Raw genomic sequence first — 25,445 nt, forward strand, 5'->3', positions numbered from 1 at the left:
CTACCTTTTTTCTATCGATTAAATAAAGAAAAATCTTCCCTTTCTTTATTTGTAAATAACTGTTCAAATAATTTGGCAAAGACCATTCCATATACAGTTCCATTACCTCCATACGGCAATGCGTAAAACAAATTATGTATCTTTTCGTCTTCTTTTAAAATGGGGAGACCATCATGAGTACCACCAAATGCGGCTGCCCAATAGTAGTCTGCCTGTATATTTTTATACTGCGGGAACATCTCTTTTACAATATTAATAAGGATATCACGCTTATGCAATAATTTCGTATCACCGATTGTTTGAATTTGCATCGCTTCATCTAATCCGCCTACAATAATGCGGTTTCGATACGTTCGAAAATATAAGTAAGGCCGTTCCGTTTCCCAAATTAACGATCGCTCATGCCAGCCTTCAAACTGATCTATTTCATTTGTTACAATTGCATAAGAAGTTTCTACTGTTGTATTTTTTTCTTTCTTTCCAAAAAGCGCTTCATAACCTGTCGCCATAATAATATTCTTTGCTACAATTTGATTTCCTGTTTTCGTGTAACAAATTAAATCATTTTGGCGTTTTTTTATATGTATTGCCTCTGTATGTTCATATATATTAGCTCCTATTTGGTTTGCTTTATGCAAAAAACTATGCGCTAATAAATACGGATTCACCTCAGCATCACCTTGCGTATATAACGCTGCTTGTTTTGCAAAAGAATAACGTTTCTTAATATCAGCTTCTGTAAAATATTCAACTGGAAATCCATAATTCTGTAACGTATTATATTCCTCTTGTAAAAATGAGACATCCTCACTTTTACTTGCATAATATAAACTATTTCGCGGAATAAAATGGGGATCAATATCAAGAGTCGGTATAACCTCTTCCATTGTTCTTAGCGCTTCATAACAAAGCTTATATGCTCGTACCCCTTTTTCTTTACCAAATGTATGGATAAGGGAGGTTAACGATTTATCATGAAGGAATTGTAGTAAACCTGTATTAGCAGCTGTGCTACCACACCCAATTGCTCTTTTTTCAATAAGCGTAACACTCATGCCAATTTTCGCTAACGAATGCGCTATATGAGCACCAGCTTCGCCGCTTCCGACTACGAGCACATCACATATCATATCATTTTCTAACAGTGGATAACAAGGTACAGAAACTCCTGTATTCCAAAACAACTTACCATTCATAAGTTTCATAATTATACTCCTAAAATATAAGTTTCTCCTTTCTATGTTTTGTTATTTTCCATAAAAAAATCCAACTAACATAGGCTAGTTGGATTTTTTATTTTTAATTAGAACGCTCTTCAAGCCAATTTCCAATCGTCGGATATGTTTGTTTTACAGCTGTTCCACCGTAAACGATAGACATATGCCCTGTCGGTAAACATACATATTGTTTATCTGTGCTAGAAATATGGTCTAGTAATGCTTCTACTTGACATGGCAAAGCAATATGATCACGTTTCCCAGAAATATTTAAGACATTCGCCTTAATATTTGCAAGGTCTACCTTTTGTCCGCGAATAACGAGTTCACCCTTAACCAGTTTATTATTTTGATAAAAATCACGAATCCACTGTCTGTATGATTCACCTGGGAACGGAATACCATCACCAACCCACTTTTGAACCAATCTCCAGCTTTCGACGAAGCGCTCATTCTCTGAACGATCTACTAAAGCAACATATGGACCGACAAAGTTCGTAATTGGTTTTAACATTTTGTTTCCGAAATCAATCATTTCTGGCGGAATATTTCCAAATGTATCAACCGCTTTATCTAAATTGAAGTATTTCTCATCTAACAAAGGACCATACAATCCTGTTTCAGAGAAATCAAAAGGACTTGTCATGAAAATTAAATTACGAATTGGCATGTGCGGATGAAGTGCTGCATAAATAGAAGTTAGCGTTCCACCCATGCAATAACCAAGTAAAGAAATCTCGTCCGATTTTGCAGTTCGCATTACTTTTTTTACTGCTTTTGCAATATAATCAAACACGAAATCATCAAATTTCAAATGACTATCTTCTAAACCAAATGTGCCCCAATCAAGCATATACACATCAAAACCACAATCCACTAGATATTCCACTAAACTATTTCCAGGAGTTAAATCCATAATATATGGTTTATTGATAAGAGCATATATTAACAGAATTGGAACTCTTTGTGTTTTTTCTTGTTTTGGAATGTAGCGATAAAGCTTCGTCTTATTCTTCGTCCAAATAACCTCTTTCGGCGTTAATCCTACTTGCGGCTCTGGTTCACGTAATAAAATTTCACTCGCCCTTTTCACTCGGCGGTATGCTTTTCGGTACTCTTCTGGGTATAGCTCTAATTGCTTTTCCCATTCTGTTGCGAATGTAGTCATTTTTTTATCTCCTTTTTGGTCGATTTCCTTCTTAAAAAAAGAAGTGCATTCCTGCTATGGATATGCACTTTTTTCTTACTTCATTACATATATAATCCGCCGTTAATGTTTAATTGCTGACCTGTGATATACGCACCGTCACGGCATAGGTATACTACACCTTTTGCAATTTCATCAGCTTGACCAAAACGTTTTTTCGGGATTTTTGCAACGATTTTTTGACGTACTTCTTCTGGCACTTCTGCTACCATTTCAGTATCAATAAATCCTGGGCAAATTGCATTTACAGTGACATTTGTTTTTGCAAGTTCTAACGCTAATGATTTTGTAAATCCTAACATACCCGCTTTTGCTGCTGAGTAGTTTGTTTGGCCAAATCCACCTGCTTGACCAATAATAGAAGAAATGCTAATAATTCTTCCTTCTTCCGCTTCCGTTATGTATGGAAGAACCGCGCTTGTCGTATTAAATACGCTACTTAAATTCACGTCAATTACGCGCTCCCAATCTTCACGATTTAACTTTTTGAATGTACGATCTCTTGTAATACCAGCATTATTAACAAGAATATCAACTTTACCAAAATGATTCACAGCTTCTTCTACAAGTCGGTTTGCATCTTCTACTTTAGAAACATCCGCTTGCACTGCATAAACGTCATGTCCGTCTTTTCCTAGTTCATTTACTAAGTTTTCAGCTGCTTCTTTACTGCTATTATAGTTAATAACAACTTTAGCGCCCTCTTGTGCTAACGCTACTGTAATTGCTTTTCCAATCCCTTTTGCTCCACCTGTTACGATTGCTACTTTTCCATTTAATTGAACCATTTCTTTTCCCCCTTAAATGAATTTGTGAACGATTGTTATGAATCATTTTGGTACTCATACTGTAGAGTCCCTATATAATTATGTTTCGCCGTTTACATGTGAAAAGAGATTCTCCCTCTCTCTTTTGCCTGTTATAAACAAGCGCTTTTATCATTTTTTATTTTCCGGCTTATTCGCAGGCTTTATCTCTTCTTTTACAGGTACTTGTAGTTTAGCTAGTACTGCATTTTGCTTTTCTAGCAATTCTAAAATTTGATCTACTTTTGTTTCAAGCGTACGAATATCTTGTTTCACTTTTGTCACATCACGCTTTAATGTAGGAGCTTGTCCTAAAGAATCTACTTTCTCCTCTAGAAACTCCTCAATGTTATCTACTTTATTTTCTAAGTTAATAACAAGCGTAGCCACTCTTGCGATATCCTCTTTCGTCGGCACATTTACTTGTTCTAAATAGTTTTTTGTCGTATCATTTAATGCTTTTTGATAAAACAAATTCAAATCTAGAACGCTGCCCATCCAAGCAGAATATTCTTCTGTTTTAATTGTTTCATTGAGCGCTTTTCCCCAAAATGTTTCGGTTTGTTCATAAGCATTTTTCCATGCTTGTAGTGGATCGAATTTTTGATCAATCACTTTACCTACACTCCCTTTTTCTTTTTTGAAACAATTCAACCTATTCACTATTTTCTAATATTCTGAATAAAACTTCAAGTCTATATTTTATTTTTTTCTATTTTCTAACAAATGTGTTGACTTTAAAAACAGATAGGTGTAAATTGCACTTATAAGCAAAAAATTCCATCTAACTGATTCATGAGGTGATGCACAATCATGCTACAAAATGAACCAGAACAACGCGAAAGTTTGGAGAACAACCAAGCGAAACAACCAAACTCCATGCCAAAAAACTTCTTAGTTCCCTTCTTACTTCTCTGTCTAAAAGACTGGAGTCTTCATGGTTACAAACTTATTCAAATGCTAATGGATATCGGCTTTTCTTCTGTTGACCAAGGTAATGTTTATAGAACACTACGCAAATTAGAAAAAGAAAACCTTATTTCTTCTACTTGGGATACAAGCGATGGAGGGCCGGCAAAAAGAATTTATTCTTTAACTGAATATGGAGAGCAATATTTAACAACATGTGCGACTTCTTTTGAACATTATCAAAATATGTTGCGGACGTTTTTCACGTTATACACCAATGCATTCTTTCCATTTTCTACTTCTCCAGAAAAGGATGAAAAGGATTCTTCATCTTCACCTGGTGGTACAGCAGAGTAATCTGCGTTCACAATATGTAAAAAAACATTTGGGGGTCAAACAATGGAAACTAAACCATACGAATTAGTCGATGCATTTTGGAAAAACTGGTCTCAATCACTTTCCCTTTTTTCTTCAGCTGGGAAACAATTAGAGCAACTTACTTTAGAAACATTAAAACAACAACAAGACGCTTTGCATAAATTAACATCAGGAGTAGATGAACTAGAAAAAGAACTACAACAAATCACTGCTCAGTTCAATAACCAATATACAGATTACGTGAAACAATTAACTGGTAACTCCTTAAATGATCAAATTAACGAGTGGCAAGACAAGTGGAAAGAACTTTCTGCTCATATGCAGCAGCTTACTGTTTCTCCTACAAAAACATCTTTGTCAATTCTTACACAAACAAGCGGTCAATTTGAAGAAACAACAAAACAATTTATTGAGCAACAACAATTACAACGTGAAGAGGCTCAAAAACAGTTAGAGGGTTTTTTGGAAGAGTTCAAGTCAAAACAGTTGGAACTCGCAAAAAAGTTCGAGGAAAACTCAAAAAATCTATTTACTTCCATCAAGTAAGAAAAATGTGGGAGCTAACTGCAGCACAAACAAAACTCTTTCTTCCTCCTACTACATCAAGATGGCTAACATTTTTCGATATGGAAAAGAAGGAGGACAAAATGAATCCATTTCAAGAAGCACAAACTGTTCCGGAGCTTCGTTATGATGAGATTCAAGTCGGTGATCAAGCATCCCTTACAAAAACAATTACAGATGAAGATGTTATCAATTTTGCAAAATTGACTGGAGATGTGAATCCTATTCACATTTTAGATTCTTTTGCAAAAACGACAATGTTTAAAGAACGTATTGCTCACGGTATGCTCGTTTCGAGTTTTATTTCTACCATCCTTGGAACGAAACTCCCAGGCAAAAATACGATTTATTTATCCCAAAATGTTTCATTCCGTGCCCCTGTCAAAATCGGTGATACACTTCGCGTTGTGGCAGAGGTTATTAAGAAGCGTGACGATAAAAAAATCATTACGTTGCAAACAAACATATATAATCAATCAGATGATATTGTCGTGGAAGGAACAGCGACAATACTAAAAAAAGAGTAGCAAAGTTGCTACTCTTTTTTTCTATCCAAGAACTTCTAATCGCACCGATTACTTCCGCGTATGAGTATGTCATTTCCACATAAAATAACGTTACCAGTTTAGATAAGAACTTAGCTGAACTGGACTACTCATAAGGATGTGTATCAACATGGTAAAAACAAACAAATTATTAGTTCCAGGTGCAGAACAAGCGCTTGAACAATTTAAATATGAAATTGCACAAGAATTTGGTGTAAGCTTAGGTTCTAATACAGCATCTCGTTCTAACGGTTCAGTTGGCGGTGAAGTAACAAAACGTCTTGTTGCTTTAGCTCAACAACAATTACGTGGATAATTATATAACATATGGCTTAGAGGCAGATATTATCTGCCTCTTTCTATTTTCAACATACATAATAGTGCTTTTTCACATACTAATCAAAGCAAAACGAAAGGAGCAATATGTGACATGAAACGGATTAATATTCGCATGAGCCCTCCCCGCGTTCTTACTTTATCTTTTATTGTATTATCAGTTGTCGGCACATGCTTATTAAAACTGCCAATTGCTACGACAACGTCCATTTCATGGCTCGATGCCTTATTTACAACCGTTTCCGCTTGTACTGTTACTGGGCTTGGTGTTGTGGATACTGGAAAAGTGTTTACTTTATTTGGACAATGTGTCATTTTAACGCTTATACAAGTTGGCGGGCTTGGCATTATGAGCTTTGCGGTCTTAATTGCTATTATGCTCGGAAGAAAAATCGGTCTTCAAAACCGTATTTTATTACAACAAGCATTAAATCAAACGAATATCGGCGGCGTTATCCGTCTTGCCAAAGCATTATTTTTATTCTCTTTTACAGTCGAATGTATCGCTACTTTAATTCTTTCTTTTGAATGGGTACCCAAATATGGGGTTGCCAAAGGGATCTATTATAGTTTTTTCCATTCAATCTCAGCCTTTAACAATGCTGGTTTTTCTGTGTGGAGCGATAATTTAATGTCCCATTCTCATAGCATTCTTGTCAATTTCGTCATTTCCTCTCTAATCATTTTAGGTGGAATTGGTTTTACAGTAATTGTAGACATAAAAAGAAAGAAAAACTTTAAAAACCTTACACTACATTCAAAACTTATGCTCACTTCTACTCTAATCGTCAACATTATTGCTACCCTTTTTATTTTTATATTCGAGTTCCATAACTCCCTTTCTATGAGAGGTTTTACCCCATTTGAAGAAGGAATGGCCTCTTATTTTCAAGCAATTTCAACACGAACTGCCGGGTTTAATACTGTTGATATTTCTACATTGTCAAAACCTTCCCTCCTATTAATGATGCTCCTTATGTTTATTGGTGCTGGTAGTGCTTCAACGGGTGGTGGGATTAAGTTAACAACATTTTTAATCATATTTTTTGGCGTATTTAAATTTTTACAAGAACAAGAGGATATTGTCGTATTTAAAAAATCCATTAAAGATACTCTCATTGTCAAATCATTAACCATTACTATTATTTCCATTTCATTTATCTTTTTTGCTATTTTAATTTTGAGTATTACTGAGCGAGTTCCTCTATTGATGAGTGCTTTCGAAGTATTTTCAGCATTCGGGACTGTTGGCCTCAGTATGAACTTAACACCCCACTTAACTATAATCGGAAAAGCTATTATTATCTTTATGATGTTTTTTGGCAAAATGGGGCCTTTAACATTGGCTTTTTCATTTGCTCGTAAAAAGAACCGGAAAATAAAATATCCTAATGAAGATATTTTAACAGGTTGACAACCGTATCAATTATCCATATAATGAGAATACAATAACATATCTCCAAAGGGGAGTAGCGTCCAAGAATATTTCTTGGAAACAAAGTCGTCATTACGTAGAACTTAGTTCTTCCGGCTTTGTTGGCATTTTTATTACATATGTCTAGCAAGACCTTTGCCTATTAACGGCAGAGGTCTTTTTTGTATTCATTTCCAAATTCTTCCAAAGTTAATAGGCAGGAGTATGGGGAAACTAAATAGTGGGGAAATTCTTCACTTATTTAGAACTTATAGAGATGAGAGGAGAATGTACATGGATGTATCATTATTATTGGAGTATGGTTGGGTATTACTCATCCTAATTGCACTTGAAGGGATTTTAGCGGCTGATAACGCTCTTGTTCTTGCAATTATGGTAAAACATTTACCAGAAGAAAAACGAAAGAAAGCACTATTTTACGGATTAGCGGGGGCATTTGTTTTCCGATTTGGATCGTTATTTATGATTTCGTTCTTAGTCGATGTATGGCAAGTGCAAGCAATCGGTGCCATCTACCTTATGTTTATCGCTGGTAATCACTTATTTAAAACATATGTTAAAAAGAATACAGATGAAGAAACAGAAGAAAAAGAAGCAAAGAAAAAACAAGAGAACTTCTGGTGGACTGTATTTAAAGTTGAAGTTGCTGATATCGCCTTCGCAGTTGATTCAATTTTAGCTGCGGTTGCACTAGCAATGACTTTACCAAAAACAGGATTAGGTACAATTGGTAGTCTAGATACTGGGCAATTCGTTGTTATCTTTGTAGGTGGACTTATCGGATTAATCATTATGCGATTTGCAGCAACTGCATTCGTACAAATCTTAAAACGTAAACCAGGACTTGAAACTGCAGCATTCTTAATTGTAGGTTGGGTTGGTGTGAAGCTAGCAGTTTATACATTAGCACACCCTGCATTAAATGTAATTCCACATTCATTCCCAGAATCCACTCCGTGGAAGCTTACATTCTGGATTGTATTAGTCGGAATCGCAGTTGGTGGTTGGTTCTTCTCAAAAGAAGTAGAAGTAAAAGTAGAAAAGAATTTAGACGAAAAAGCGCTGTAATTACAGCGCTTTTTCTTTTTCCTTTCTTCCTCTCAATGTCCAGAAAAAATTCCATTATACTACCCTTTGTAAACGTTTTCTTAACGTATGTATGTCCTTTTTGTGAAACATTGCACAAACTTATTGAAAGTGAGAACAATTCCATGTACTTTATTCATATAAGGAGTATTTATAGAAGATTTACTAAAGGAGCGTATTACTCATGCTAGAACAAGGACTAGATTATGTTGTCAAACTGGCTAAAAGCAAAAAGAAAATGCTAGATACAAACCCAATGCAATATTTCATTCGTGCTGCACTTGCGGGTATTTATATCGGTTTTATTATTGTACTATGTTTTAAATTAGGTAACTTTTTTCACATTGCAGATTCACCAGCAACTTATTTAGCTGCTTCTATGTTTTTCGGGATTGCTCTCGTACTTATTATATATGGCGGTGCTGAATTGTTTACTGGAAACACAATGTACTTTACTGTAGCAACTTTAAGAAAAGAAACAACGATTTCTGATACACTTCGTAACTGGGTTGCTTGTTATGCAGGTAACTTAGCCGGCGCGTTATTCTTTGCCTTACTATTTTACGCAACTGGAATTTTTGAAGCAATTGATCACGGTCACCTAATGAATAAAGTCGTTGAAGGAAAGATGAACACACCTACAATGCAGTTATTCTTTAAAGCCATTTTATGTAACTGGCTCGTATGTCTTGCTTGCTTCTTACCATCTCAGGTTAAAGGCGACACGGCAAAAATCATGGTCATGATGCTACTTGTTTTCACATTCTTCTTATCTGGTTACGAACATAGTATTGCAAACTTGTCACTCTTTGCTTTATCTTTAGTTTCACCACATCCTGAGACAATTTCTTTTTCAGGTGCTATTCATAACTTAATTCCTGTTACAATCGGTAACATTATTGGCGGATCAGTATTTGTCGGTATGGTATACCACTACTTAACAAAAAAAACACCTGAAGTTCAACAGGAAGAAACTGAAATCGCAGCAGCTCAACAAGAAGAGATTATTCCTTTACAAGCACATATGAAACATTAAAAACTCCAAAGTTTTACTTTGGAGTTTTTAGCTTCCCACGTATTTAACAACAAGGTGAGGATTAATTTCTCCTTCTTCCTTTCCCTTATCCATTCTCTGTTTCATCTTGTGCATACCGATGACATCATTCGTATGAAGGTGAATTTCATTTACATATAACCCCTCTGTACAAAAAGCTTCTACAAAATCCAGTCCATTTTTTGCTCCCCACCCCATATTAAAATCAAGGGAAAGAATATTCACATCATAATCCCGAACCATTTGCAAAGCACATTCTACTGTAGTTGCGGGCACATACCCGAACGGGCAACTTCTTTGATCATCCATATATACGTTCATTTTCTATTCCCTCTCTAATTTGAATATGCGGCCAATACATAACATATTGCCCCAAGACTAATAAAAGGACCAAATGGAATTGGTTTTCGTACTTCTATACGTTTTAATACGATACCCCCCCCAAAGAAACAAAGACTGAAACAAGATGCTAAAAATAAAATGATAAAAACGCCTTTCACTCCTACTATAAACCCAAGTAACGAAAGTAGTTTTATATCACCTCCGCCAAGCCCTTCTGGATATATCTTTTGCATGCAATATAACAAAATGAATATAACACCACTACCAACTATACTATCTGTCCAAGTAACTAATTGTACAAAAACACTTTCAAGAATGAGTAAAACGGCAAACGAAATTAAAATACAATCAGGAATTAACATATATAAGTAATCTGTAACTGAAATAATAAGAAGTAGCGAAAAAAGGGATAAAATGATAATAAGCTCTCGTTCTATTCCAATCATATACACGGTAAGAAGAAATATACTTCCTGTTATACATTCAAATGCTACATACATAATTGGAATTTTCCTCTTACAATTCGTACAACAGCCTCTTTGTATATAAAATGAAATGATGGGGATTAGTTCTTTTGGCCTTAGCACATATTTGCAATAATAACAATGTGAACGCGGGGTAATAATAGACGCACCTAATGGAACCCTCATCGCAACTAGCATAAAAAAAGAACCAAACACCATCCCTGCTAACAGTGCATATAAATAAGTGAACATCCCTTCCTCTCCTTTCCCAAAAAACATAGCAAAAAAAGGAGAGAACTTCTACTTCATATTATCCTTTATTCTACTAAAAAGCAGGCCATTTTCTGGCCTGCTTTCCCCTCTTTTATACGATGAAATATACTGCTTTTAATGGTCCATGTACTCCGACAACAAGATTCATCTCAATGTCAGCCGAGTTACTTGGCCCTGTAATAAAGTTAATACAAGATGCCGCTGTCTCCCCATTTTCTACGCGTAAGTTCATATCCTGAACTGCTTGTGTAATACGAGGCACAAGTGTTTCACGTGGAATAATAGCAAAATATACAGTCGGTAAAAAGTGTAAAGAACGTCCTTGCCCTTTATGACTTTGTACAACAATTGTACCAGATTCAGCTAATGTATAATCACTAAATGCAATACCAATATTCGCTTTTTCAGCTAAACACATATTTTCGTCTTTTCTCTCTGGATCCCATACGTTTACTTCAACGTCTCGCTTTGGAAGTTCTTCTTTAAATAAAGATGTTAAACCATATGCATCAAAACGATCATCTGCTGATAATAAAATAGGTCCACCGCCGTTTTCCATGATTACTTTTTGAAGGTCTTCACCTAATCGGTCATTTGTCGTTTCTACTACAGTTGTATGAATGTTTGTACATTGCTTTTTAAACACTTCTAGTAATTCTTCTTGTGAACAATCTTTTAACGTTTCTATATTCACATTACTTTTCCATACTGGTCGCTCTACATCTTCTGTTTTACGCGCGCGCCCAAGTTCTTTTGCAATGTTATCTAGAAAGGCATCACGGTTTTGAATTAATCCTGTCATTATTTATCCCCGCCTTTCTTATGATCTTTATACCAATCACGGAATCGCTCTTTACTTGGAGCTGGGAATTCCCGAATATCCGTCCAGTTTTTAAGTGGTCCAACACCTTTTGATACACGATTACCAGATGTAAATGGACTCATTGCCGCTGGTGCCATTTTTGACCCCATTTTATATAAAGCAGCTGAAGAAGCACCCATACTAAACATTTTCATCGCTAGTTTTTCTGCAAGTGGTGCACGACCTTCTTGCTCAACAATAACTTGACGATGTTTTAATAATAAATCATGCAATGGAATTTTTACTGGACAAGCTTCTGTACATGCTCCGCATAAACTAGATGCATAAGGAAGCTCTTTGTAATCATCATATCCACCTAGAAGCGGTGTTAATACCGCACCGATTGGTCCTGAGTAAATCGATCCATATGAATGTCCACCAACGTGACGATATACAGGACATACATTAACACAAGCAGCGCAACGAATACATTGTAATACTGAACGGAATTCAGATCCCAGAATTTGAGAGCGACCATTATCAACAACAACTAAATGGAATTCTTCAGGTCCATCAACTTCCTCTTCTTGAATTGGTCCTGCTACCGTTACATAACTTGTTAATTTTTGACCTACTGCACTACGACATAGTAAACCAACTAAAACATCTAATTCTTCCATTGTCGGAACCATACGTTCCATACCCATTACCGCAATTTGTGTTTTCGGAATTGACATAACAAGATCTGCATTACCTTCATTCGTTACTAGACAAAGAGAGCCAGTATTTGCAACAGCAAAATTACAACCAGTTACACCAATTTCTGCATCCATAAATTTCTCACGAAGTTGTTTACGAACAAACTTTGTCATTTCATACGGGTCATCAGAATTTTCATAGCCTAGCTTTTCTTTAAATACATCGCGAATTTGCGTTCTATTTTTATGAAGTGCAGGTGCAATAATATGTGAAGGTGGATCGTTATCTACTTGCAAGATATACTCTCCTAAGTCACTCTCTAACACTTCACAGCCAATCTCTTCAAGCGCATGATTCATACTGATTTCTTCTGTTACCATCGACTTTGATTTTACTACTTTTTTCGCTTGTTTCTTTTTGGCAACGTCTTGAATATACTTTGCTGCTTCCTCTTTCGTCTTCGCAAAGTACACGTGTCCGCCTCTTTTTGATACATTTTCACTTAACTGCATTAAATAATAATCAAGATTTTCTAACGTATGTTGACGGATTTGTTCACCTAGTTCTCGCCACTCTTCCCAGTTTCCTAATTCATCTGCGGCTTTTAAGCGATTCGTATATAAACGCGTTTGTGCAGAAGAAACTGCTCCGCGCATAAACGAATCTTGAATTCCATCACCAACGCGATCATTAAATTTTTTCTCACTGATTTTCATAGACATAGCTTATGTTCCCCCTTCATGAGCGACTATTCAGTACCTCAGCAATATGCATTACTTTTACTTCTTTTCCTAAACGCTCAATACGTCCGCCAATGTTTAACAAACACCCACAATCTGCACCGATTAAATAATCTGCACCTGTTTCCATTACACTATCTACTTTTTCGTCTACCATTTGCTCAGAAATTGGAGTCATCTTAACTGAAAACGTTCCCCCAAACCCGCAACAATTTTGCACGTTTGGTAAATCTCTCACAGTTAATCCTTTTACATTTGATAATAAAATTCCTGGTGCTTCTTTTATTCCGAGCATACGTGTCATATGACATGATTTATGAATAGTAGCTATCCCTGGTAAACTTGCACCAACATCTGTAACTTTTAAAACATCTACAATAAACTGTGTAAATTCATAGGTTTTATCAGCAATTTTTTGTGCACGTTTAGCCCACTTTGGATCATCTTTGAAAACATGCGGATACTCATGAAACATTGTCGCACACGAACCAGATGGCGTAACGATATATTCTGCATCTTCGAAAGTTTCAATCATATGTTTCATCGCTTCTTTTGCTGCTTCTACATGGCCACTATTATAAGCAGGCTGGCCACAACAAACTTGTGCTTCTGGAAATTCAATTTCACAACCTAAACGCTCCAACACTTCAACTGTTGCTTTGCCGACATTTGTTTCGAACATATCGACTAAACAAGTAACAAATAAAGTAACTTTCATAACTATTACTCCCCCTTTTTACAACTTCGCCAACAAACATACGGTCATCAGATGACTGAGTAGAGAAGAAATAGGCTCAACCATGGCCTATCCTCTCCCTCTTCTAAAGAAAACGCTTACTTAATCTTTCTCTATTTTATCAGAAAATTAAATTTTTAAAAGATTAAATTACGAATTTATATCGTTTTTACCTGTGACAATATGTTCTACATTTGTTAAATGATCTAGCATTGCTTGCTGCGCTAATTCTACATCTTGTTTTAACACCGCATCATATATAACTTGATGCTCTTCTATAAGTCGTTCTGATGTCGTTTGTTCACCATATAAAATAATGCGTCTTGATTCACCAATCGTTTCAGCAATCATCTCTGAAACATGATTCATGAGTTCAAGCAAAATGTTATTATGCGAAGACTCTGCAATTCCCATATGGAATTGAAAATCGGCTTTTTCGCCAGCCTTTTCATCTCCAATGCTCTTTGCCATTTCATCTAACCAATGTTTCATATTTTGTAAATTATCTTCCGTACGTTTTGCCGCCGCTACTCGAACTGCCCCCACTTCAAGCACCTTTCGTACTTCTAATAAATTCAAAATATCTTCTTTCTTCATTAATAATCTATTGTTTAATGATTTCGTTAATGAAGAAGAATCGAAGTTCTTCACATATGTACCTTCTCCTTGTTTCATCTCAATTAAGCCCATCGCTCTTAGCGCACTTAGCGCTTCACGAACAGCAGATCTACCAACTTGAAACTGCTCAGCTAATTGATGCACAGGGAGTAGTTTGTCACCAGGTTTTAACGTACCATTTTTAATCATTGTTAAAATAGCTTCAGATACTTCTTCGTAAATTTTTTTCGGTTTAATAGATTTGTACTCCAGTTAAATCACCTCAGTATCTTCCAAACAACAATTGAAACGATTTATAAGAACTTTGCATCATAACTATTTTAGACCGAATTGATAAGAAGTACAAATGTTTTGTTCATAAAATAGTCAAATTTTCGATATTTATTACATATTAATTTATATTTTTACGTATAAAGTGAAACTTTAATCAGTAGGGGTTTTGTTCATCCCCCACTGATTATTAGCACTCACCAATCGGGCTTTTACGGACAGCAGGGCCTCCACCTAACTTCTTTGCTTCCGTTGAATTTTGAGGTGAGGGTCTTACTGTCCGGCAAATAGCGGGATAAATATTTTCTTCAATATAAAGAACATGTCCTAAAAATTAGAACATGCCCCCCTCATCCTGTACATTCAGTTTAATAATAACCGTTGTTCCCTTATCTTTTTCACTTTCAATTTTCCAATGTCCACCATGTATATGAACAATTTGTTTCACAATAGCAAGGCCTAAACCTGTTCCACCGTGTTGACGACTTCTCGCTTTATCAACTCGGTAAAAGCGTTCCCCAAGATTCTCCAAATGCTCTATATCAATGCCAATTCCTGTATCTTTTATTTTCAATTCACAGTAATCATCGATTTGCTCTAAATTTATAACGATATTTCCGTTTTGATTTGTATACCGTATCGCATTATCTAACACATTATGAAGCACTTGTTGCATACGATCCTCATCAATCATGACAATGATCTCTGGATTTAAATTGGTTGAAATATGAAGTTCCTTTTCTATAAACTTAATCTCATACGTATCTAATACGTCTTCAATCAGCTGTGAAAAAACGATAGGTTGCTTCTTTAACGGAAAGTGCTCACCTTCTAATTGTGCTAAGTCTAACAAGTCATGAACGAGACGCTGCATACGACCTGCTTCTTTATGAATTAGCTGCGTTACTTTTTCCTGCTGCGGTCCCTTGGCAACGCCATCTAAAATAGCCTCGCTATACCCTTTTATATAACTAAGTGGTGTTCTAAGTTCATGCGAAACATTTGCTAAAAATTCCTTACGCTTTACATCTTCTGTTTCTAATGAATTGGCCATTTTATTAAATGCTTTTCCTAACCGTCCAATTTCATCCTCTGAAGAAACTGTAATCCGCTCCGAGAAATCTCCCGTAGCCAAATGATTTGCAACCCGTTCCATTTGCGAAAGTGGCTTCGTAATTGCAATTATAATTTTTCTTCCAACCCATATAGTAATTAAAATCATAGCAATTGCTAACGGTGCTAAAATAAGACCCATATCATAGATTAAATCTTTTATACTTTTTAAAGGAATATACGAATAGACAATTCCGACTAATTTTTTATTTTCCAATACAGGGATGACAACCCCCATAATATTACGGTCAAAATGTTCTTCATATCCTATTTTTGTCACAGTTTTCCCATCTAATAGCGTTTGCCTATCTCTTTCACTTATAAGGGAATGATGATGCACATCAAAAGGCAAACATGCACTTAAATCACGCGGATTAGACACGAAAATAACGTCTGAACTAGATATTTGATCAAACGATCTTACTTTCTCTTCAAAAGTTGATATTCCTTCGTGCTTATCATATTGGGCAGCAAGATTTTTTCCTTCCATTACTAATGAACCTTTTAAATTATCAACGTATAGTTTTTCATACGAGTATAAAGATACGAAATAAAGAAAGGACACTGTTACACATACTGCACATACTACTGTAAGCCAAAGTTTTTGTACCATTGTAAACATACGTTACACCTCGAATTTATAGCCTACACCCCAAACAGTTTGAATGTAGTTTCCACTTTCTCCAAGCTTCAAGCGCATCGTTTTCACGTGCGTATCTACTGTTCTTGTACTTCCGGCATAATCATATCCCCATACCTTTTCAAGTAATTGCTCCCGGCTAAATACTTGTCCTGTATGCTGGCAAAGAAAATATAGTAAATCAAACTCTTTTACAGTAAGAGAAATCGACTCACCATCCGCCTCGATTCTTCTACTTTTTTCATTGATAAGAATTGGTCCAAATTGAATCTCTTCTTGCTGTTCTTGTTTTGTATATCTTCTTAGCACAGCTTCCATACGGGCAACTAATTCACCCGGACTAAACGGTTTTACAATATAATCATCTGCTCCCATACGTAAGCCGTTCACCCTATTCCACTCTTCACCTTTTGCGGTTAAAAATATAATCGGCACATCTGACGTTTTTCTAATTTCTTTACAAACTGAAAGTCCATCCATTTCTGGCATCATTATATCTAATACAACGAAATCATAATGATCCGTTTCTAGTTTTTTAAGAGCCTCTTTTCCATTCTCAGCTTCTCCCCACTCATATCCAAAGTTATCCAAATACATTCCAACAAGCTGCCTCATATCACTTTCATCATCTACAACTAGTACTCTATATTTATTCATTGTCCTTCCCTTCCCTCTCTATGAGTTGAAACGGTCCTTTTCCGACTTTAATTGTTTGTTTTATTTTCAAATTCTTCATATCCATAACGCACACTTCATCACTATCATAACTTGCTACATATCCTTCTGCTCCGCTCTCCAAAAATGCAAATGGATTTGATCCTACTTCTACAGAAGCTATTTCTTTATATGTGCTAATATCAAACTTTCTAAGTGTATTCGACCCATGACTTAATGCATATACGTACTTACTATCCTTCGTTATATTCACAGGCATAAATGGAGCATGTAAAGAACGTACCATTTCTCCATCCTGCAAAGAATATACTAACACTTTCTCATTTACTTGATTTCCATCACCATGTCCGCCAATCCATATTTCTTTCCCATCAGGACTAATCGTTGCTCCTGTTGATGCTGGTGGAATCATAAAGGATTGAACAACCTCTTTTTTCTTCGTATCAATTGTCGTTAGTTTCGTATCATAAAAGTTTAATACAGATAACCGATTATGATACTCTACCATCGTTATAGGTCCTTTGCCTGTTGAAACATTTCCTGTCTCTTTCCCATTTATCGTAAAGAACCTTACCTTTTGAACATTTTGATCGGCAGCAAATAATTGTTTTTTATCTTCTGATACGACCACATTTACAATGCCCTTTCCAGTTTTATATTTTCCCACTTGCCTTCCTTCCGCTAGTGAATATACATACATATATTCTAATTGCTTACCGTATACAAGTATTTCCTCACCATTTGGAAGCAGTGTGATTCCGGCCATTGGCTCATTTAGTTCCCATGTCGTGATTAACTTTTTATCTTTTTTATCAATAAAACTAATACTGCCTTCTTTTATATTCGTTGTTATAATAACATTTTTATCTTTAGCAATTGGTGTATACGAACTTCCTTGACACCCTACTAATAGAAATAAAAAACAGAGAAGAAAAACATACTTTCTCAAAAGATTCCCTCCATCTTCGGATGATTTCGTTATAATTGTAAAATAACAAATAAATGTGTGGAAAGTGTGAAATTTTCCTTTCTTACTCAATTTACATATATAATGTACAACAAATAGAATTTGAGGTGTGTCAATTATGCTATTTCCTGATTTAGCGAATAAAATTGTACGAGAAGTACGCAGACTAATTACAGAAAATATTATTATCATTAATATAGAAGGCGTTATTATCGCAAGTACAGATACAGAAAGAATTGGTCAATTTCATGAAGGTGCACTCCGCTGCGCCAAACAAAAGAAAACCGTCATCATTACAAAAGAAGATGAAAGGCGATTGCAAGGTGTAAAGGCTGGGATGAATCTTCCTTTATTATTTCATGATGAAGTAATTGGTGTCATTGGAATTACAGGAGAACCTGAAAATATTTCACGCTACGGCGAAATATTGCGTAAGATGACCGAATTATTAATTCATGAAAACTACTTTTTAGAGCAACTAGAACTTGAGCACCGTTCTTATGAAGCTTTCGTCTTTGATTGGCTTCAAAATACAGAGTGGTCCCCGAGTTTTCTTGATCGCGCCAAAACACTTGGCATTGATTTATATAAGAAAAAACAACTTATTTTGTTTTCTATTGGCAAAAATGACACGATGCTCCAGCGTAAAATATGGCAACACATACGTAATATTTTAACAAAAGAGCATCTATTTGTTCGTTGGGGAAATGATCGTTTTATTTTATTTACAGCAACGAGCTCCAAAGAGCAAACTTATCAATTTTTAAAACGGTTAAAACAAGACTGCGAAACTTTATTTTCTATTCCTTTATATATCGGGATTGGACAAACAGTTACCTCAAACAATATGAACATATGTTACGAACAAGCATTACGCGCTCTTTCTGTATCATTGGAAACGAAAAAAATTGTATTTAATGAAGATTTACGTTTAGAAATGTGTTTACAAGATATTTCTGCCGAAACGCGTGAACAATTTCTAGAGCGTACCATCGAAAACTTATTATCATTTCCTGAGCTTATGCATACTTTGCGCTTATTTATCGATTATAACCAATCTTATAAACAGACGGCTAAACAATTACATATACACATTAACACATTACATTACAGGCTAAAAAAGATTGAAGAACATACAGGACTTGATCCAAAACAATTCAAAGACTTAAACGTTTTATACTTCGCACTCCTCCTATTAGATGATCATACAAAAAAGAACGATAAAACAGATTAATCTTTAGATGATTATACATAGAAAGAATCCCTCGACTTTTTTATCATTATAATGAAAGCACTGTTACCACGTTGTTTATTATAACTAAACACGTTAACAGTTTGAGGGGGATTTCCAATGTTAGAAAAACAAATTATTCATTCATTCGTATCTATTGTTGGCGAAGATAATGTAGATACATCCAATATGGGGCGTTTAACTTATAGTTATGATGCCACTCCAAACTTCCAAGCAATGCCTGATGCAGTCATTGCTCCTCGTAATACAAATGAAGTAGCTGAAGTGTTAAAAGTATGTAACACTCACAAAATCCCTGTATATGTGCGCGGGTCTGGAACAAACCTTTGCGCAGGTACATGTCCACTTGAAGGCGGTATCGTCCTTATTTTCCGCCATATGAACAATATTTTAGAAATTGATGAAGAAAACTTAACAATTACTGTACAAGCTGGAGTCATTACACTTGATATTATTAAAGCGGTAGAAGAAAAAGGTTTATTTTATCCACCAGATCCAAGCTCGATGAAAATTTCTACAATCGGCGGCAATATTAATGAAAACTCAGGTGGATTACGCGGTTTGAAATATGGCGTAACACGTGATTATGTAATGGGGCTTGAACTTGTCTTACCAAATGGCGATATTATTCGCACTGGTGGTAAATTAGCCAAAGATGTAGCTGGTTACGATTTAACTCGTTTATTTATCGGTTCTGAAGGAACACTTGGCGTGGTAACAGAAGCTATATTAAAACTTGTTCCTATGCCTGAAACAAAGAAAACAATGCTTGCATTATATGAAGATATTAATGAAGCTGCACGTGCTGTTTCTTCTATTATTGCAAATAAAATTATTCCAGCAACACTTGAGTTTTTAGACCAACCGACAATTGAAGTTGTAGAAGAGTTTGCACAAATCGGTTTACCAACTGACGTAAAAGCAATTTTATTAATCGAACAAGACGGCCCACCCGAAGTAGTCAATCGAGATATTGAAAACATGGCTAACGTTTGCCGCTCTATGAATGCAGTTGATGTTCGCATTGCAAAAGATGAAACAGAAGCAGATGCGCTTCGTACTGCTCGCCGTAGTGCTCTATCAGCGCTCGCACGATTAAAACCTACTACAATATTAGAAGATGCGACTGTACCACGTTCACAAATCGCTCCAATGGTTGAAGCTATTAATGCCATTGCAAAAAAATATAATATTCCTATTTGTACGTTTGGACACGCTGGTGATGGTAACTTACATCCAACTTGTATGACAGATGCTCGTAATGCAGAAGAAATGCACCGAGCTGAACAAGCTTTTGCTGAAATATTTGCGAAAGCAATTGAACTTGGTGGCACAATTACTGGTGAACATGGTGTTGGTGCAATGAAAGCTCCATATTTAGAAATGAAATTAGGTAAAGAAGGTATTGCAGCTATGCAAGGAATAAAGCAAGCTTTCGATCCAAACAACATTATGAACCCTGGAAAAATGTTCGCGAAAGACACTCGAAAAAGGGTGGTGGTTGAGCGATGACCACATTAAATAAAGAAAATATTCAAAAAGAATTTAAAGAACGATTAAGTGAAGATGAGCTACTTAACTGTATGCGATGCGGTTTTTGTTTACCTACTTGTCCTACCTACATTCAATCCGGATATAAAGAGTCACATTCACCGCGCGGACGTATCGCATTAATGAAAGCAGTCGTTGATGGTTTAATCGAACCAGATGAAGATGTTGAAAATACATTAAACGTTTGTCTTGGTTGCCGTGCTTGTGAGCCTGTTTGTCCATCTGGTGTAAATTATGGACATTTATTAGAAGAGGCTCGAGATATTATTAATCAAAATAAAAAATTCTCAATGCCAGTGAAAGCTGTTCGAAAAGTCGTTTTTGAAGGATTATTCCCCCATCAAAATCGAATGCGAACATTAACCGGACTAATCGGATTTTATCAACGTTCTGGTTTACAAACGCTAACACATAAAACAGGTATTATGAAGTTATTCCCTGAAACACTTACAACGATGGATCTCGTTTTACCAAAAGTCCCTAAAATGAAAGCAATGAAAGATCGTCCTTCATTTTTACCTGCAGAAAGTACAAAGAAAAAACAAGTTGCATTCTTCACAGGCTGCTTAATGGATACGATGTTTTTAGAAACAAATAACGCAACGCTGAAACTTCTTCAATTAGCTGGTTGTGATATTGTTATTCCGAAAACACAAAGTTGCTGCGGTGCATTGCATGGACATGCTGGTGAAAAGAGTGGAGCAAAAGAATTAGCAAAGCGAAATATAAAAGCATTCGAAGATTTAAACATCGACTATATTATTACGAATGCAGGGGGTTGCGGAGCTTACCTCGTAGACTATGATTATCTTTTAAAAGATGATCCGAATTGGGCTGAACGTGCTAAGCAGTTTGTTTCTAAGATTAAAGATGTTACTGCTATACTAGTAGAACTAGACTTCCATAAGCGAACTGACTTACGACTCACGCCGCAGGTTATTACGTATCAAGACTCTTGTCATTTACGCAATGTTATGCGCACATCTTCTGAACCTCGTATGTTACTAGAGGCTATCCAAGGTGCAACATATCGAGAAATGAAAGATGCGGACCGCTGCTGTGGCTCTGCTGGTATTTACAATATTGTTCATTCAGAGTTATCAATGGAATTTCTAGATTACAAAATGGACCGTGTGCATGAAACAGACGCAGCAACCATTGTTACTGCAAATCCAGGTTGTTTATTACAAATGAAATTGGGTATTGAGCGAGAAGAGCTTTCTCATAAAATGAGAGGAATTCACATTGTGGATTTATTATTAGAAGCAATTGAAACTAACTCGTAATAACTCGTAACATACGTAATATTAGGAAAACGGCTATCTCCTTCGTCTATGTAAAGAGATAGCCGCTTTTTTGTCTGCTACAACATTAAAAATATGTTACTTTATTATAAAAAAGAACAACAGAAACATTACAGTTTTGTAAAAATCAATCCATTATATTCCTCAAAAAATCGCTCAAACCATTGATACAATAGGATTCTTTATTTTCTATTTAGGTAAATTTATCCAAAAACCCCCTCTTAAAACCAAGTATAAAAACACTATAAATTCCTTTTATACTCTATATTTCTCTTATTTTTGCTCCCTTCTTCTCTTAGGATAAATTAGGTAATTTTAAAGTCTATGAATTTTTTTCCATCTTTTTTCTCGCAAATTGTATGCTACGATGAATTTGTCAGTCAGACAGGCTGTCAAAAACAAATCGTGTGAAAACAAATTAAAACTTTATATAGGGGGACACACATCATGAAAAAGCGTGTTTTATTATCTGTAGCTGCTGCAACAGCTCTTACTTTAGGAGTATCTTCTCTAGATGCACAAGCTGCAACAGTACAACCATCTAACATAAAGGTTCAAAATATTCAGCATTCAAAAGTGATGATGAAGCAAATGAGCCAACAAGAACTACAAGCATTCTTACAATCTATGGGAGTTGAATCATTAGCACAATGGCAACAAGGAAACTTCCAACCAAACTGCTTCATTCCTGGTCAACAACCTACTGAAAATGTTGTAACTGAGCAACCAACAGCTAAGCCAGAAACTCAAAAGCCTGCTGAGCAAAAACCTGCCGAGCAAAAGCCTGCTGAAGAAGTTCAAAAAACAGAAGCTCAAAAGCCTGCTGAAAACAACAATACGCAAAAACCTGCTGAACAAAAACCTGCTGAGCAAAAGCCTGCTGAAGAAGCAAAATCTTTAAGCGAGTTCGAACAACGTGTTGTTGAATTAACAAACGCTGAGCGTGCAAAACAAGGTTTACCAGCACTAAAAATCGATACTGAATTAAGCAAAGTAGCACGTATTAAGTCTGAAGACATGCAAAAAAACAACTACTTTGATCATAACAGCCCTACATACGGGTCTCCGTTTGACATGATGAAGAAATTTGGTATTTCTTATACATCTGCAGGTGAAAACATCGCTCAAGGCCAACGTACACCTGAAGAAGTGGTACAAGCTTGGATGAACAGCGCTGGACACCGTGCAAACATCTTAAATAACGGCTTCACTCACATCGGTGTTGGTTATGTAGAAAGCGGCAACTACTGGACACAACAATTTATTACAAAGTAAATAGATTAAAAGAGTCTTCTCATAATGAGAAGACTCTTTTTTAAGTTTCATAACTTTCTATTATGTATGAATAGAAAATATATAACATAAATAGCATAGATCCACAGCTTATTACACTAAGCAATACATAAAATCCCCACTCTAAGTTCAAAAACAATGAAAACAATATGCCACATGCCATCACTTGAAAAATCCGTCTACTTACTAAACGAATTTTTTGTAATTTAATTGGGTCTTTTTCTTTGCCTTTTATTTTCTTAAATTCTTTACTTAGCATAAAAAGAAACATACTAATCCCAATCGTTAATCCTGTTTGAAAGGATATCAAATCCTCAAAATTAATAAAGAGGATAAGCATATGAATAAACAACATAAATAACGTAATTTTCTTTATAAATCCGTCTATAATACCATGCTCTCTTTCATTAAACTTAAATATATTATGTGAAATAATATACAAAAATCCATATGAAAAAATAATAAAACAAGGAATAAATGCTACAACAACTTGTTTACTCATAAACTCGTTTGGCTCACCATTTACATTCCAATGTACTGCCATACGAGTTGGTAAATAGGGATAGAGACATAGAGTAACTAAAAGACAAGCGAAAAATATTCCAAGTACATACTTATATTTGATCAAGTGATTCTCACCTCTCTTTTCTCTTAACGGCTTCGCTCCTTTTAGAGAAATCCCTGCAAAAATCTACTTTTTTCAAATTAAAACTTATACTTTACGCATTTTCTTTTTGAAATTCTCTTATTTTATTATCTAACTTTGTAGGAAACGGCACATCAACTTCAATCGCTTCTTTCGTAATTGGATGCAAGAAATTTATCTTCATCGCATGCAATGCTTGACTAGACATATATTTTGTTTGTCCACCATATAATACATCCCCAACTAGTGGATTACCATTATGGCTCATATGAACACGAATTTGATGCGTTCTACCCGTTTCTAATTGTAACGTTACGAAAGTCGTGTTTTGCTTCTTAAAATACTTTTCTACTTTATAATATGTGATAGCTTGGTCACCTTTTGGAGAAATACGACGCCTTGTAGCATGATGGCGATCCCTTCCAATAGCAGCATCAATCGTTCCTTGTTTCTTCTTTACTTTCCCTTCAACGAGCGCTGCGTACGTCCTTTTAATTTTTCGTTCCATTAATAAACGATCCATAATTGCACCAGCAATTCTATGCTTAGCAAATACGACACCACCTGTCGTATCTTTATCTAAACGATGAATATGACGCACCTTCGCCTCTAAACCTTGCATTTGAAAATGAAAAGCAACAAGATTTGCAAGCGTCCCGGTTCCACCTTTTTCAGCAGGATGTGTGTCCATTTTCTCTGGTTTATTTACGATGAGTACGTGATCATCTTCGTATACTACATGCAATTCACCATATTCTGGATCCACACCGTACTCTTCCTCCGCAAACATATGAACTTGTAACTTATCGTTCTCTTTTAAAAGCTCATTCCATCTTCTTTGTTCTCCGTTAACCGTAACACCTTTTTCCATACGAAGCTGATGTAATAGCTTTTTCGGTATTTCCCATTCTACTTTTAATACCGATTCAATACTTATACCATTCCATTTAGCTGGAACGGTAATTTCACACCATTCGCCCTTTTTCTTTGTTTCCATACTGTTTATCACCTTATTTCTATTGATTCTCTCATTGTAACGGAAAACACACTTTGGTGCACCGTCAAAAATAGAGGACAGTCTTATAATAGACTGCCCCTCAAGCTCTAAGTCTTTTCATTTCTAACAATACTTCTTCAGCTTTTTGTTCATACGATAAATCTTTAAAGAAATCCGCCAACCTTTTATAGTCATTGTAAGCATCTAATAAATCGTCCATCCTTTCTATTTTCATCACTTGTTGTTTTTGTTTCATTTTTACTGGATAACGATAACCTGATACTTCTTGTATTTTGTAATACTCATCCTCTACTTGAACGACCTTTACAAGTTCTTCCTCCTCTGCATCCATCGTATACCCGTCAAATTCTCTAAGTAGTTCATAAATGATATGAGTCCATTCATCTTTTGGATAAAATCCCTTTTCTAACCGATAACCGACAATGCGATACATATGCCCATCGTTTTCTGCAAACTGTACTGTATCATTTAACTTAAACTTAAAATAACGAAACATTGCCTTCAC

The 25,445-nt window shown here is 35.6% G+C and carries 27 protein-coding genes and 1 riboswitch; of the genes, 11 read left to right on the forward strand and 16 right to left on the reverse strand.

Features of this window, described 5'->3' with window-relative positions; all coding sequences use genetic code 11:
* Nucleotides 1-11 precede the first annotated feature (11 nt).
* From BUA87_RS10950 to phaR, 4 genes are all read right to left on the reverse strand, one after another.
* Nucleotides 12-1,205, reverse strand: coding sequence for an NAD(P)/FAD-dependent oxidoreductase (locus tag BUA87_RS10950; RefSeq protein WP_000772526.1), 1,194 nt, complete (start codon nucleotides 1,203-1,205; stop codon nucleotides 12-14).
* Between the two features lie 94 nt (nucleotides 1,206-1,299).
* The gene (gene phaC / locus BUA87_RS10955) at nucleotides 1,300-2,385 is read right to left on the reverse strand and encodes a class III poly(R)-hydroxyalkanoic acid synthase subunit PhaC (protein WP_072939651.1); all 1,086 of its coding nucleotides are present in this window, start codon (nucleotides 2,383-2,385) and stop codon (nucleotides 1,300-1,302) included.
* An 83-nt stretch (nucleotides 2,386-2,468) separates the two neighbouring features.
* Nucleotides 2,469-3,212, reverse strand: coding sequence for an acetoacetyl-CoA reductase (locus BUA87_RS10960; protein WP_000250407.1), 744 nt, complete (start codon nucleotides 3,210-3,212; stop codon nucleotides 2,469-2,471).
* A gap of 150 nt (nucleotides 3,213-3,362) precedes the next feature.
* Nucleotides 3,363-3,845, reverse strand: coding sequence for a polyhydroxyalkanoic acid synthase subunit PhaR (phaR, locus tag BUA87_RS10965; RefSeq protein ID WP_000566941.1), 483 nt, complete (start codon nucleotides 3,843-3,845; stop codon nucleotides 3,363-3,365).
* 198 nt (nucleotides 3,846-4,043) lie between these two features.
* Between phaR and phaQ the strand changes: the two genes are divergently transcribed.
* The 7 genes from phaQ (at nucleotide 4,044) to BUA87_RS11000 (ending at nucleotide 9,519) form a co-directional block, all read left to right on the forward strand.
* Nucleotides 4,044-4,496 (forward strand): poly-beta-hydroxybutyrate-responsive repressor, encoded by a 453-nt coding sequence (phaQ, locus tag BUA87_RS10970; protein WP_000939954.1) that lies wholly within the window; start codon nucleotides 4,044-4,046, stop codon nucleotides 4,494-4,496.
* 42 nt (nucleotides 4,497-4,538) lie between these two features.
* Nucleotides 4,539-5,063: a polyhydroxyalkanoic acid inclusion protein PhaP gene (gene phaP, locus BUA87_RS10975; RefSeq protein ID WP_000448592.1), complete on the forward strand. Its 525-nt coding sequence runs from the start codon at nucleotides 4,539-4,541 to the stop codon at nucleotides 5,061-5,063.
* A gap of 101 nt (nucleotides 5,064-5,164) precedes the next feature.
* The gene (locus tag BUA87_RS10980) at nucleotides 5,165-5,608 is read left to right on the forward strand and encodes a MaoC family dehydratase (protein WP_001067916.1); all 444 of its coding nucleotides are present in this window, start codon (nucleotides 5,165-5,167) and stop codon (nucleotides 5,606-5,608) included.
* A 148-nt stretch (nucleotides 5,609-5,756) separates the two neighbouring features.
* Complete coding sequence (locus BUA87_RS10985; protein ID WP_000241212.1) at nucleotides 5,757-5,942, forward strand: alpha/beta-type small acid-soluble spore protein; 186 nt, start codon at nucleotides 5,757-5,759, stop codon at nucleotides 5,940-5,942.
* Between the two features lie 114 nt (nucleotides 5,943-6,056).
* Nucleotides 6,057-7,376, forward strand: coding sequence for a TrkH family potassium uptake protein (locus BUA87_RS10990; protein ID WP_000822342.1), 1,320 nt, complete (start codon nucleotides 6,057-6,059; stop codon nucleotides 7,374-7,376).
* 38 nt (nucleotides 7,377-7,414) lie between these two features.
* Nucleotides 7,415-7,579: riboswitch (yybP-ykoY riboswitch) on the forward strand.
* A 91-nt stretch (nucleotides 7,580-7,670) separates the two neighbouring features.
* The gene (locus tag BUA87_RS10995) at nucleotides 7,671-8,465 is read left to right on the forward strand and encodes a TerC family protein (RefSeq protein WP_000383326.1); all 795 of its coding nucleotides are present in this window, start codon (nucleotides 7,671-7,673) and stop codon (nucleotides 8,463-8,465) included.
* A gap of 202 nt (nucleotides 8,466-8,667) precedes the next feature.
* Nucleotides 8,668-9,519 carry a formate/nitrite transporter family protein gene (locus tag BUA87_RS11000; protein WP_000893034.1) on the forward strand — a complete coding sequence of 284 codons (852 nt, stop codon included), beginning with the start codon at nucleotides 8,668-8,670 and terminating at the stop codon, nucleotides 9,517-9,519.
* A 27-nt stretch (nucleotides 9,520-9,546) separates the two neighbouring features.
* Here BUA87_RS11000 and BUA87_RS11005 read toward each other — a convergent pair whose 3' ends face one another.
* From BUA87_RS11005 to BUA87_RS11045, 9 genes are all read right to left on the reverse strand, one after another.
* Nucleotides 9,547-9,858, reverse strand: coding sequence for a cyclic-phosphate processing receiver domain-containing protein (locus BUA87_RS11005; protein WP_001103762.1), 312 nt, complete (start codon nucleotides 9,856-9,858; stop codon nucleotides 9,547-9,549).
* A gap of 14 nt (nucleotides 9,859-9,872) precedes the next feature.
* A complete protein-coding gene (locus BUA87_RS11010) occupies nucleotides 9,873-10,595 on the reverse strand; it encodes a prepilin peptidase (RefSeq protein WP_072939655.1) in 723 nt (240 codons plus the stop codon).
* 112 nt (nucleotides 10,596-10,707) lie between these two features.
* On the reverse strand, nucleotides 10,708-11,418 hold the full coding sequence (locus BUA87_RS11015) for a LutC/YkgG family protein (protein WP_000147180.1): 711 nt from the start codon (nucleotides 11,416-11,418) through the stop codon (nucleotides 10,708-10,710).
* A complete protein-coding gene (locus BUA87_RS11020) occupies nucleotides 11,418-12,839 on the reverse strand; it encodes a LutB/LldF family L-lactate oxidation iron-sulfur protein (RefSeq protein ID WP_000061930.1) in 1,422 nt (473 codons plus the stop codon). The genes BUA87_RS11015 and BUA87_RS11020 overlap by 1 nt, the downstream gene beginning before the upstream one ends.
* Before the next feature lie 16 nt (nucleotides 12,840-12,855).
* Complete coding sequence (locus BUA87_RS11025; RefSeq protein WP_072939658.1) at nucleotides 12,856-13,575, reverse strand: (Fe-S)-binding protein; 720 nt, start codon at nucleotides 13,573-13,575, stop codon at nucleotides 12,856-12,858.
* A gap of 168 nt (nucleotides 13,576-13,743) precedes the next feature.
* The gene (locus tag BUA87_RS11030) at nucleotides 13,744-14,433 is read right to left on the reverse strand and encodes a FadR/GntR family transcriptional regulator (RefSeq protein WP_254904515.1); all 690 of its coding nucleotides are present in this window, start codon (nucleotides 14,431-14,433) and stop codon (nucleotides 13,744-13,746) included.
* A 382-nt stretch (nucleotides 14,434-14,815) separates the two neighbouring features.
* Complete coding sequence (locus BUA87_RS11035; RefSeq protein ID WP_072939661.1) at nucleotides 14,816-16,216, reverse strand: sensor histidine kinase; 1,401 nt, start codon at nucleotides 16,214-16,216, stop codon at nucleotides 14,816-14,818.
* Nucleotides 16,217-16,219: 3 nt separating this feature from the next.
* Nucleotides 16,220-16,891: a response regulator transcription factor gene (locus BUA87_RS11040; RefSeq protein WP_001046397.1), complete on the reverse strand. Its 672-nt coding sequence runs from the start codon at nucleotides 16,889-16,891 to the stop codon at nucleotides 16,220-16,222.
* Complete coding sequence (locus BUA87_RS11045; protein ID WP_001234155.1) at nucleotides 16,884-17,858, reverse strand: YncE family protein; 975 nt, start codon at nucleotides 17,856-17,858, stop codon at nucleotides 16,884-16,886. The genes BUA87_RS11040 and BUA87_RS11045 overlap by 8 nt, the downstream gene beginning before the upstream one ends.
* Before the next feature lie 136 nt (nucleotides 17,859-17,994).
* On the opposite strand from BUA87_RS11045, the gene BUA87_RS11050 reads away from it, so the two are divergent.
* The 4 genes from BUA87_RS11050 to BUA87_RS11065 all read left to right on the forward strand — a co-directional run bounded on the left by BUA87_RS11050 (nucleotide 17,995) and on the right by BUA87_RS11065 (nucleotide 23,258).
* Entirely contained in the window at nucleotides 17,995-19,110 is a 1,116-nt protein-coding gene (locus tag BUA87_RS11050) for a CdaR family transcriptional regulator (RefSeq protein ID WP_000898640.1), read from the forward strand.
* Between the two features lie 117 nt (nucleotides 19,111-19,227).
* Nucleotides 19,228-20,640, forward strand: coding sequence for a glycolate oxidase subunit GlcD (gene glcD / locus BUA87_RS11055; RefSeq protein ID WP_000890756.1), 1,413 nt, complete (start codon nucleotides 19,228-19,230; stop codon nucleotides 20,638-20,640).
* Nucleotides 20,637-21,965 (forward strand): (Fe-S)-binding protein, encoded by a 1,329-nt coding sequence (locus tag BUA87_RS11060; protein ID WP_016513121.1) that lies wholly within the window; start codon nucleotides 20,637-20,639, stop codon nucleotides 21,963-21,965. The genes glcD and BUA87_RS11060 overlap by 4 nt, the downstream gene beginning before the upstream one ends.
* A 465-nt stretch (nucleotides 21,966-22,430) precedes the next feature.
* On the forward strand, nucleotides 22,431-23,258 hold the full coding sequence (locus BUA87_RS11065) for a CAP domain-containing protein (RefSeq protein ID WP_072939664.1): 828 nt from the start codon (nucleotides 22,431-22,433) through the stop codon (nucleotides 23,256-23,258).
* Between the two features lie 40 nt (nucleotides 23,259-23,298).
* Here BUA87_RS11065 and BUA87_RS11070 read toward each other — a convergent pair whose 3' ends face one another.
* The 3 genes from BUA87_RS11070 to BUA87_RS11080 all read right to left on the reverse strand — a co-directional run bounded on the left by BUA87_RS11070 (nucleotide 23,299) and on the right by BUA87_RS11080 (nucleotide 25,436).
* Nucleotides 23,299-23,904 carry a DUF1648 domain-containing protein gene (locus BUA87_RS11070; RefSeq protein WP_000599010.1) on the reverse strand — a complete coding sequence of 202 codons (606 nt, stop codon included), beginning with the start codon at nucleotides 23,902-23,904 and terminating at the stop codon, nucleotides 23,299-23,301.
* 91 nt (nucleotides 23,905-23,995) lie between these two features.
* Entirely contained in the window at nucleotides 23,996-24,919 is a 924-nt protein-coding gene (locus tag BUA87_RS11075; protein ID WP_000448347.1) for an RluA family pseudouridine synthase, read from the reverse strand.
* A gap of 100 nt (nucleotides 24,920-25,019) precedes the next feature.
* Nucleotides 25,020-25,436: a hypothetical protein gene (locus BUA87_RS11080; protein ID WP_000490302.1), complete on the reverse strand. Its 417-nt coding sequence runs from the start codon at nucleotides 25,434-25,436 to the stop codon at nucleotides 25,020-25,022.
* Nucleotides 25,437-25,445 lie beyond the last annotated feature (9 nt).

Source organism: Bacillus sp. bc15, assembly GCF_900142585.1.
GTDB lineage: Bacteria > Bacillota > Bacilli > Bacillales > Bacillaceae_G > Bacillus_A > Bacillus_A cereus.